The sequence below is a fragment of the Fictibacillus sp. b24 genome (assembly GCF_030348825.1).
In the GTDB taxonomy this organism is placed as follows: Bacteria; Bacillota; Bacilli; order Bacillales; family Fictibacillaceae; genus Fictibacillus.
Map to the genome: position 1 here is coordinate 2449017 of NZ_JAUCES010000005.1, position 10773 is coordinate 2459789.

Sequence of the window (10773 nt, forward strand, 5' to 3'; positions counted from 1 at the left end):
CTCACCGCCTGCCCCGCGGAAAGCGAAGCACCTGAAACGGAAGTCAACCGCTTCCAAAAGGCACAAGGTACATCCTATTTTTTAAATACAGGCTGCCCTGAAACGTAAACTGGTGAGGGATTCAAAACGATTACTTTGCCTTTTTTAAGTCCTTTTGTAATCTGCACAACACCTTTTTGTTCGAGACCAGTTGAAATCTTTAATTTGTACAGCTTATCCTTCACGATGGTCAACACATATGTTTTTCCATCGTCTTTCAAGATGGCTTTTTTTGGAACACTAACTGCGTTTTCAGCTAATTTTTCAGTTATGATCATTTTAGCTGTCTGGCCTTCTACCCATGCAGCTTCCTCTTCTACTAGAACTGTCATTTTAAAGCTTTTACTTTGATCAACAGGTAATAAAGTTTGAATGGTACCGTTCAACTTTTTGTTATCTGTAGACATGATTTGTACTGAATCGCCTGTTTTCACAATAGCTGCCATATCTTGATCAATTTCTGCTACTAGTTCAAAGTTTCCTTGTCCAACGATGGTTAGAAGCGGTCCATCACTGCCAATTCCATTCACTTCTGAAACTACACCATCTGCAGGACTTTTTACTGAAAGTTCATCAAGCTGTTGTTCTAAATCTGAAATTTCATCTGAAAGCACTGAACTTTCGTTTTCAGCAAGATCGCCTTGCAATTCGGCTTCAGCTAATTCTTTTTGCAGAATGACTTTAGCATCTGCACTGTCTTTTTCTTCATCAAAATTTGAAAGTTCATTTCCCCATCTGCTTACTTCACTTGAATAATGATCGCTTCGAACATCAGCAGCTTCTTTATCTCTTTTTAAGCTACGAATTTCCTTTTCGATCTCTGCATTCTCATATGTAATCAGCGTTTGACCTGAAGTAACGGCCTCCCCTTTTACCGCTGAGATTTCTTTTATCGTACCGAGAGAAGAATTTTCATAGATGTCAAACGTGTTTTTTGACAGAGCAACACCTGTTACTTCATGCTTTTTCGTAAAGTCTTTTTGCTTTGAAAGGCCCGTCTCTAGCCTTGGTGCTTCAACAGCTGCAGATTCTTGTTTATCAAAAATCATCACGTTCATTACGATCAGGAGAAGAACCATTAAAGCTGCGGCAATCCATTTCATTTTGTTCATTAGCTGTTCTCCCCCTTATATCAGCTGTCCGCTGACTAACGCAGCATATAGCGAAAACATCAGAATAAAAAATACTGAAAATCCAATGGTTACAGCTAAACAGTACTTTTTCTCTTTAAAGGATAGTTGTCTAAGAGCAATATAGACAACTACCGAACCCCATATTGTAAACACATTGATTAAGTTCAGAAGTTCTTGCCAAAAACCATGTTTAAAGAACAGAACTCCAACTAAGCCGAAACCTAGCGGCTGAACAACTTCCTCAGCTCCGGTTACAAACTGCAATGGTAGTTCAAAAAGCAATCCGGCTAAAAAAAGAATATAAACAACGCTCATTACGTAAAAAAGTGCTTTGTAGCCAATGTCACGGAAGAAAAAGTATAAAAATAACGTCCCTGATTGTATTACAAGCAACGGGACGATTACTCCCCATGCTCCCCCTGCTAATGCTAGTAAATATCTAAGAAGCTCTTCTTCCGCTCCAGAAAGTTTTGCTGCTTCCACGAAGGATATGGTTTTAAACGAAGGAAACGCTGCAAAAAAAGATAATGCATGAAGCAATCCACTCACGGCTAAGATCGCAAAAAACCTTATCCAAAATCCCTCTTTATCTTTCCACTCGTTATAAAACGCAAAATATGTATTAGGCTTTGTTAAAGCAGGAATTAACTGTGCTCTTCCTGTCATGAGGCCTCCCCCTTCTCTCTCTTTATCAGTCTATGTTATCACAATTTTTTACTCATAATGACAAATTCTGACTCATTTAATAAAAAATATTAGCATATTCGCATAAATACATTTAGGTAGCAAAAACTAATCCAAATTATTGCGAATCGGGATGATATTCATCATGACTTTTTTTAAAAAGCCAAAAAAGTTAAAACAAGAAGCACCGTCTGCGCCCATTGAAGGAAAAGATGAAAAAAATAAAGCTGAGGAAAACAAAACAGAAGTAAAGAAAACAATCGATGATGTTTTATCACAGGTTAAAAAACCGTTCGGTTCTACTGAAGACTTAGTCACGCAGATGATTGAGCTTCCTGCTGATCAATCACAAATTGCATTTCTTTATATTGAATCGATTATTGATAAAAAACTTGTTCAAAATCAAATAATCAACCCGCTATTTGAGATTTCTGAAGACAACCTTTATGAATCATTTAATAAAATGGCGCATCTCGCCTTAAAAAAGCAGACAGATTTTACAAAAGCACAATCCTTGCTCTTACAGTCAAATACCCTTGTTTTTACAGAAGACACTACTTGCTTTTATTCATTAGCTACTCCCGTAAAAACAGAAAGGGATATTACCGAACCTGACAATGAAACAATCATACGAGGCGCACACGATGGTTTCATAGAAAGCTTATCCATCAATCTCGCGCTGATTCGCAAGCGTTTAAAAACGCCTAAATTAACGATAAAATACCTTAGAGTCGGAAATGAAACGCATACTACGATCGCACTTCTATATGTGGATAACGTTGCAAATCCTGATTATGTAAAAGAAGTAGAGAGAAGAATTAAATCCATTGAAGCAGATGCCGTTTATACACCAGGTAATATCGAAGAAAGTATCGAAGACAAACCGTTTAGTTTTTTTCCACAGTTGTTGAGCACAGAGCGCCCTGACCGTGTTGCAGCCAATTTAATGGAAGGCCGAGTTGCTCTTGTTTACGATACATCTCCTACAGCACATGTCATGCCCGTTAACTTTTTTACGTTCTATCAATCTGTAGATGACTATAATAAGCGATGGGTTATCGGCTCGTTTTTCCGATCGATTCGGCTTTTTAGCTTTTTTATAGCGATGGGGCTGCCTGCAGTTTATATCGCCATCGTTTCGTTTCACTTTGAAGTTATTCCTTTTGGATTAATTCTTTTAATCAAGAGCTCATTAGAAGATATTCCTTATCCGCCTCTTTTTGAGGCACTGTTGATGGAACTCACAATTGAATTAATCCGGGAAGCATCTATTCGGCTTCCTACTCGGATTGGTTCTACGATTGCCATTGTCGGCGGTCTCGTAATCGGGGATGCCGTTGTTAAAGCAGGGCTTGTTTCAAATCTTATGATTATTGTTGTTGCTATAACTGCGATTGCTGCTTATATCGTTCCATCTAATGAAATGAGTGCCGCTGTCCGAATTCTGCGCTTTCCATTTATGATCGCTGCTGCAACAATGGGATTTTTGGGTATTATATTCGGTGTTATGATCTTGCTGTTTCACCTTTGCCGATTATATACGTTTGGTGCACCTTATTTCGCACCAATTGCACCATTTCGATGGAAAGACTTTAAAGATGCCATCATTCGAGTCCCGTTTTGGATGATGAACCGGCGACCACAAGATTTGCACACGAAACAAAGCAGCCTCGACAACCAAACTCGAAAGTGGGATAAATCATGAGCAGTCATAGCATTACACATAGACAACTGTTCTTTTTGATCATTCAGTCGCAAATAGGGGTTGGCGTCCTATCTTTACCTTATTCACTGTTTTCTAAAGCAAAAACTGATGGATGGATCGCACTTTTGCTGGCAGGAATATTCATACAGTGCTCCATATTAGCCATCTGGAAATTATGTGACAGATTTCCGCGAAGCACAATTTTTGATATTCTTCCAAAAATTATGGGGAAACACCTTGGCTTTGTGTTTAACTTTATATACACAATGCACTTTGCTTTTATCTCGATATTGATTTTAGCTTTATATAACAATGTAGTCGGCAAATGGATTTTATTTGATACACCCCACTGGGTCATTATTTTTATCATGGCTTTTACAGGTGCTTATTTCATTACGAGCACCCCAAGGGAAATGGCTAGATTTTTTACGATTGTAACTCCATTGCTGTTGATTTTATTAGGACTGATTTTATATGCATATACGGATGTTCATTTGTTGTACATCTTCCCTGTAGGTGAAGTGGGTTTATCTAGCATCATTAATAGTTCATCCGATGCGATGGTCTCATTGTTGGGATTTGATGTCGCCCTCGTATTTTTAGCTTATACATCTGGAGTGCCAAACAAAAAATTAAAAGTCATTTCATTTGCATCCCTGTGCGTAACATTGATTTACTTTTTCATAGTAGTAACGACATTTATATTTTTTAACCCCTTGGAAATTGTAATTGTTCCAGAACCTGTGTTGTACATGCTAAAAGCATTTTCATTCACAGTTATTGAAAGAACAGATTTAGTATTTTTATCTGTATGGATCATTTCAGTTGCAACATCCTTTATCAGCTATTTATTCGTTGCGTCAAAGGGTGTTCAAACTCTCTTCAAACTGAAAAAACACGAATCTGCAGCACCATTTATAGCGTTATTTTGTTTTTTGATCGCGATCATTCCGAACGAAAAACTAGAGATTTTAACATGGAATAAATACATCAGTATAACCTCTCTCCTTTTTTCAGGGATAGCACCGATCTTTCTGTTGCTGATTGCTGTTATTAGAAAAAAAAGAGAGAAAGGAACGGCGTCATCATGAAAAAAGTCTTGTATCTTGTTCCTATTCTTAGTCTTTTAACGGGTTGCTGGGATCAAAGCATGCTCAATCAAACAAAGCTTATAACAGCAGGAGGATTTGATTATACAAAGAACGGAAAAGTAGTCACAACGGCAGCTGTGCCACAAGCTGTAGCAACTGAAGCTGGACAAGGAAATATTATGAACCAAATTTTTTCTGCATCAGGTTTTACCGCGCGTCAAAGCAGACTTCGATTAGATCGCAAGGTTTCAGAAAGACTGGAAGCATCTAAGAATCAAATTATTGTATTTGGTGAAGATGCTGCAAAAAAAGATATCTATCACTTATTGGATGTTTTTTATCGAGACCCAAAATCGGCATTGAATGCAAAATTAGCGGTTTCTTCAGGAAAAGCTTCAGAGATAATTAGTACTGATTTTGAAGAGACTAAACAATCGACGGGTGTTGGAGAATATTTAAGGGATTTAATCCGAAGTGCTGAAGAAGGTGCAACCATTCCAAAGGAAAACATACAGACGGTCTGTCCTGTTATGTTTGATCCAGGTCAAGATTTTGCCCTTCCTTATTTAGAACCTGTCGGAGGAAAGGGAAAAGCAGTTAATGTAAAGGGAGTAGCACTTTTTCGAGGTCACAAGATGGTAGGAAGTATTCCTGAACCATTATCTGTCGTTTATACGATGTTAACAGGTGAAGCCGCTACTATCCAAATGTCTACTACAAAAAAAATATGGCATAAAAAAGATGAGGATACGTTAAACTTCGCCACCATTAAAGTTAAAAAAAATAAACGGCATTTTAATGTCTTGGTCTCTCCAACAGGAGAAATATCTGCTGAAATCAAATTAAAGACAAAAGTAGTGATTTCAGAATATCCACAAGATAACTTATCAAAACCTCCTGAAATAAAAGAAATAGAAAAATTGTTATCAAAAAAACTCTCAAAGGATGCTCAAGAAGTCATCAAAAGACTGCAGAAAATGAACAGTGATCCATATGGAGTTGGAAGAAAATTAATAGGGTTTCACTATCCGACATGGGAAAAATTGAATTGGGAAGAAGAGTATCCTAAGATCAAATTTAAAGCTTCCATTGAGGTAGATGTAGTTGGAAGCGGGATTATAGAATAAGGCTGTTTTGCGTAAGCTTTGTTGCTCTTGGAAGTGGTTAATTTCCGTTCTAGATGCTCGCTTTCCGCGGGGCAGGCGGTGAGCCACATTCTTAACGTTTCACTCTTAAGTGTCTCACCTGTCTAGTTGCAGTGGCTAGCCCCTCGAGGTCAAAAGCTAAATGGTCCAATAAGCAAAGTGCGCCTTTCTAGCCCATTCACCTTTTGCTGGTCGGGGCTGAACGAGCCACTTCCACTTTTCGGACTGCCCGCCTGTCCCGCAGGAGTCTCGCACCTTGCACTACAATTAACTGTCAGAGAAGAAAATACAAATGAGGTTTTCAAGCAACATTCTTTTAGAAAAAAGCCTAGAATAAAAAGGCTTAGGGATTTCTCCTTAAGCCTTTTTATCATTATCGTTGTTGTTTTTTTAAACTTGATCAAGACGGACCCTTGTTCCTCTGCCTGAGTGCTCGGCTGGTTCTACGATTAATCGTTTTGTTAATCGTGCTTTTAATTCGGGTATGTGCGAAATGACTCCAATAGAGAAGTTTTCCATCTGTACTTTTTCGAGTGCTGTTACTACCGTATCGAGCAACTCTTGATCAAGAGTACCAAACCCTTCATCTAAGAAGAAAAATTGCAGCGGAAACTTCCCTCTTAACTGAATTTGGGCTGACAGCGAAAGTGCAAGTGAAAGTGATGTCAAGAACGTTTCACCGCCAGACAAGGAAGTAACAGGTCGCTTGATCCCTCCATTTGCATCATCTCGAATAACGAAACCACCACTGGAATCAACTTCAATGGCGTATCGTCCTCTCGTAAGCTTCGACAATCTGCTGGATGCATCACGTGTTACTAGATGAAGCTGCTCTTCTGCCATAAACTCCACAAAGGCATTACCACGAAACACACTTTGAAGTTTGCCCAATTGCTCCAATAGATGAGATACTTTATCCTTCTCCTCTTGAAGTTCATTGTATCGTTTATGGTTATTCTCAATCGTTATGAAGATTTGTCTAGCTTCTCCTACTGCTTCACGTGTATCATTTGTTTCTTGAATTAACGTAAGTAGCTGTTCTTTTGCAGACTGTACCTGCTCAATGGAAAGCAGCTCAGATGGCAGTTTTCCTTTGATTTCATCAAGTGCAGAAGCATTTGTTTTACATTGATCTTGATATTGAGTAATTTGATGCTCCCATTTGATTTGAACCTCTTCGTTTTTTAAACAGCTTTCAAATTCTTCATAGGAACGGAAATCTGATGAGCTCAAATGCTTGTTCCATTCTTGCTCAGCTTTTTCTTTTCTTATTTGAGCATCTTTTAGCTGCTGAACAACAGAATGATAAGCTTTATCACATTCTACATACTGATGGTTTGCCTTTTCATAACCTTGTTCTGCAAGCGAATATTTACTTTTCAGATCGTTCAGTTGTTTTTCTATTTCTTCAAATGCGACTTGAACGGTCTGTTCGCCGACTCTTTTATATATCTTATCCTTTATAGCCTGAACATCTTGTTTTAGCATCTCTTGTTGACTGGAAGAGACGTTCATCTCGCTATGCAATCTCGATTTTTCTTCTTTCGCCGACTCCAGTTTTTTTGCTTGCTGTTCCAAAAATTCTTCAGCTACAGTTAAACTTTTTAATATATCAGCTTGCCGGTTTTCCCTGATTTGAAATTGATTCTGTTCATCTGTAAGCATGTCTGGTTCAAAAGGAATGTCCGATTGTTTCCATTCTGACAGAAGCTCTTCATTCTTTTCAGTTAAGGATGAAATTTGGTTTCCTAATTTTTCTTTTTGATTTAAGCTGTTATCAATCGTTGAAGAAAGACGCTCCGATTTTTTTTGCTCATCATCTAGTTGGTTTAACCAAGAATCTACTTGTTCTTCTATCTGGATTCTGTCTTGTTGGATACCTTTCACTTTTGCAGTGTGGTTTTCAAATTCAAGAAACGAAAACGCAACTGACTTTTCTATTTCATCAATCGTCATACTCTGATTTGAAGCTGCTGTTTCTGCTGCTGCGAAATCGAGTCTGTTCCACACTTTTTGAGATGATTTTTCAAGCACTTCACTATTATGCTTCAGATCATAATCGAGCCTCTTCAACACTTCATAGGCAGTTTCTAACTCTTGGATTTCTTCTTCATGATTTTCTGTATCCTTCATATATTGTATAGGCGAAGGATGCACCGTCGAACCGCAGACAGAACAAGGTTCGTTCTCTTTTAGTTCAGCGGAAAGCTGTGCGGCCAAATGATGGATACGTATTTGCTCCTGCTTGCTTTTTCGCTCTTTAAGTTCATTTTGAAGAGAAGTGGTCAACTGCTCATTTCTGCGCACACTGTTCCAAATTTCATCATATAACCGCTGAATGCTGTTGGTTAATTTTTTCCCTTTATCGAAGGTTTCTGAAAGAGCTTTTTGAATACTTTCTTTCGTTTGTTCAACTTCTTTCAGTTCGCTTTCTGTTGCGGTCAATTCACCTAAAAGCTTTTGGTGTTCTGCCTCAACATCTTTTAAACGTTGTGATAAGAGGATGGCTTGCTGATAAATGCTTCGATCTTTTTGTGTAACCTCAATTTTGGATAACTCCGTTTTTAAGGCTGTCTGTTTGTCTTTTCCTCGTTTTAGAACATCAGACGCATCGGTCTCTGCTTTTTCACTTTCTTTATATGCTTTAACGAATGCATCATGTTTTTCTGCTTCTCTTTTTAATGCCCGGCTCTTATCATCAAGCTCTTTTTCCCAGTCAAACGCTTCTTTTAAACTGCTCCGTTTTTCAATAAGAATCGGTTCTTGATGATTTCTTTTCTTCTTAGCAGCTTCGTACTTTTCTTCTGACTCTGAAAATAATACCTTTAGGCTCTCTGTACGTTTTTTAAGCTCTTCATGTTCATCAGAGATCTTTCTTTCTGTAGAAACCGAAGCGTTCCACTCATTGGCATAAGGATAGATTTTATCCGCATGAACAGCACGTTTTAATTGAACCTGCAGAAGCTCCATGTCCGTTTGCTGACTTTTTAATTCGCTCTGTTCTTTCATCAGTTTTTCATGCTGAACTTGAGCTTCCCAGAACAATTCCAATGATTTCACGTTCTCATCTTCTTGTTGCATCCGCTCTGAGATCTTCTTCAGTTTTTCAGCTTTTTCTTTTAAAGCAATAGCAGCGCTCTCTAATGATTCAGAAGAAGCGTCACCTAAACCAGCCTGCTCAGCTGTAATCTCATTACTTCGGTTTCTTTGTTCATCTGATCTTTTCTTTAATTTGTGATTTAATACATCACCATATTTTTCAAGCTGAAACAGCCGCTGCAGCATCTGTCTTCGATCGGCACCTTTTAATGATAAAAATTCAGCAAATTTACCTTGAGGCAATACGACTGCACGAGTAAAATCATCAATCGTAAGTCCGATCAGCTCTTGGACAAGACGAGTAACATCTCTTTCTTTATCTGCATGAACGACAGATTCCTCACTCACTGTTTCGATCAGTCTGCATGTACTCGTTCGAATCGTATGTTCTCCACTTCTTTTAAAAGAACGTTCTACTGTATATTCCTTTTGCTGAACACCCTCTCCTAATTGAAACGAAAAAGAAACAGAAAGCTTGTCTTCAGCCTGATTCATAATGCCATGTGTACCGCCCGCTGCACGTTCTACTTTTCCATACAGTGCTAATGTAACTGCATCAAGAATCGTGGATTTCCCGCTTCCAGTCGGTCCGAAAATACCGAAGACACCACCAGAACATAGCTCATGAAACGGAACAGATTGTGCTTCCCGAAAACTCTGCAATCCTGAAACAGTCAAAGATATCGGTCTCATCCAGCTTCCTCTCCTTCTGTGTCCTCTTCACCAACAAGATCTAAGAAAAGGGATACTAATTGTTCATCGGGAACAGCTCCGCCTGTCTGCCTTTTATAAAACGTTGTAAACAGTTCATCTACAGGCAATTTTTGTGCAGAAACAGATACCTGTTCACCAAGTCCTTCTTTAAAAACAGGTTTAATATGAACAATTCCTTCATGTGCTTTACGAAGTCTCTGGATTTCCTCCATCGAGAGTGCATCTTCTACATGAATAGATAAATCAATCCAGCAATTGTGATGCATTCCCTCTTCAATTCCCTTGAATACTTCTGAAACCCCATTTTTCGCTTCCCAAGTGACAAGCGGCTTACCAGAAGCTAGATAAATCTCTTCCACTTTTGCTTTACCGTTCGGTTCAACATCAACTATGGAGACCGATTTGGCTTGACCACTTTCAGAAAAGCTGTAAGAAAGGGGTGAACCTGAATAACGTGCTTCTGTTTTTGCACGTTTAATGATTTGTGGTCGGTGAAGGTGTCCGAGCGCTACGTATTGAGCGGATTTCGGAAGACTTTCAGCCGCTACTGTATACGCACCTCCAATATGAACAGGACGCTCTGAATCCGTTTCTTTGCTTCCTGCTACATAAAGATGACTCATCGCGACATGCACGTTTCCTGGCTGAAAGTTAGATGTGATTTTTTTAAAATATGAATCGACCCAATCATCATATTGCGTTCGAACATCCAGCTCTTCTGACGATTCACTTAACAGCATTTTCAGGCGTGATTCAGAAGGGTAGGGAAGTGCTGCGATCTCAAGCATCTGTCCTGATTTTTGAATCGGAATCCGCTGCAATTCTAATGTTGGCAGTCCAACCAGCGTAATTCCAAGTTCCCTTGAAAGCGGAAACGAGGCAGCCAATCTGTCTGGATGATCGTGGTTTCCTGCTATCGCAATAAAGGGACACTCTCCCTTTCTGCTGATTCTTGCTATTGCATCAAAAAACATTTGCTCTGCAGCAGCAGGAGGGTTCACCGTATCGAACACATCTCCAGCCATTAGTACGGCATCAATCTTTTCGCTTTTCACGATTTCTACCAGTTCGTCCAAAAAAGCTTGCTGTTCAGCCAGCCTGCTTCTGCCTTCCAATGAACGCCCGAGATGCCAGTCTGCGGTATGAAGCAATCGCATTGTAAT

General features: G+C 39.1%; 7 protein-coding genes. 3 read left to right on the forward strand and 4 right to left on the reverse strand.

Annotated elements, in window-relative coordinates:
• Window positions 1–74: 74 nt before the first annotated feature.
• Complete coding sequence (locus tag QUF49_RS12655; RefSeq protein ID WP_289495974.1) at window positions 75–1151, reverse strand: efflux RND transporter periplasmic adaptor subunit; 1077 nt, start codon at window positions 1149–1151, stop codon at window positions 75–77.
• 15 nt (window positions 1152–1166) lie between these two features.
• Entirely contained in the window at window positions 1167–1838 is a 672-nt protein-coding gene (locus QUF49_RS12660; protein WP_289495975.1) for a hypothetical protein, read from the reverse strand.
• A 163-nt stretch (window positions 1839–2001) separates the two neighbouring features.
• Here QUF49_RS12660 and QUF49_RS12665 point away from each other — a divergent pair, with 163 nt between their 5' ends.
• From QUF49_RS12665 to QUF49_RS12675, 3 genes are read left to right on the forward strand one after another with little or no spacing between them, the layout of a single operon-like run.
• On the forward strand, window positions 2002–3561 hold the full coding sequence (locus QUF49_RS12665; protein ID WP_289495976.1) for a spore germination protein: 1560 nt from the start codon (window positions 2002–2004) through the stop codon (window positions 3559–3561).
• Window positions 3558–4652, forward strand: coding sequence for a GerAB/ArcD/ProY family transporter (locus QUF49_RS12670; RefSeq protein WP_289495978.1), 1095 nt, complete (start codon window positions 3558–3560; stop codon window positions 4650–4652). Before QUF49_RS12665 ends, QUF49_RS12670 begins: the two co-directional genes overlap by 4 nt.
• Window positions 4649–5779 (forward strand): Ger(x)C family spore germination protein, encoded by a 1131-nt coding sequence (locus tag QUF49_RS12675; protein ID WP_289495979.1) that lies wholly within the window; start codon window positions 4649–4651, stop codon window positions 5777–5779. The genes QUF49_RS12670 and QUF49_RS12675 overlap by 4 nt, the downstream gene beginning before the upstream one ends.
• 408 nt (window positions 5780–6187) lie before the next feature.
• Here the strand turns inward: QUF49_RS12675 and QUF49_RS12680 are convergent, their stop codons facing one another.
• Window positions 6188–9589, reverse strand: coding sequence for an AAA family ATPase (locus tag QUF49_RS12680; protein ID WP_289495980.1), 3402 nt, complete (start codon window positions 9587–9589; stop codon window positions 6188–6190).
• On the reverse strand, window positions 9586–10767 hold the full coding sequence (locus QUF49_RS12685) for an exonuclease SbcCD subunit D (protein ID WP_289495981.1): 1182 nt from the start codon (window positions 10765–10767) through the stop codon (window positions 9586–9588). Before QUF49_RS12685 ends, QUF49_RS12680 begins: the two co-directional genes overlap by 4 nt.
• Window positions 10768–10773 lie beyond the last annotated feature (6 nt).

What these genes read in the sequence shown, in the direction of transcription:
- QUF49_RS12655 (WP_289495974.1), bottom strand. Translation starts at nt 1,151, where the DNA reads ATGAACAAAATGAAATGGATTGCCGCAGCTTTAATGGTTCTTCTCCTG.
- QUF49_RS12660 (WP_289495975.1), bottom strand. Translation starts at nt 1,838, where the DNA reads ATGACAGGAAGAGCACAGTTAATTCCTGCTTTAACAAAGCCTAATACA.
- QUF49_RS12665 (WP_289495976.1), top strand. Translation starts at nt 2,002, where the DNA reads ATGACTTTTTTTAAAAAGCCAAAAAAGTTAAAACAAGAAGCACCGTCT.
- QUF49_RS12670 (WP_289495978.1), top strand. Translation starts at nt 3,558, where the DNA reads ATGAGCAGTCATAGCATTACACATAGACAACTGTTCTTTTTGATCATT.
- QUF49_RS12675 (WP_289495979.1), top strand. Translation starts at nt 4,649, where the DNA reads ATGAAAAAAGTCTTGTATCTTGTTCCTATTCTTAGTCTTTTAACGGGT.
- QUF49_RS12680 (WP_289495980.1), bottom strand. Translation starts at nt 9,589, where the DNA reads ATGAGACCGATATCTTTGACTGTTTCAGGATTGCAGAGTTTTCGGGAA.
- QUF49_RS12685 (WP_289495981.1), bottom strand. Translation starts at nt 10,767, where the DNA reads ATGCGATTGCTTCATACCGCAGACTGGCATCTCGGGCGTTCATTGGAA.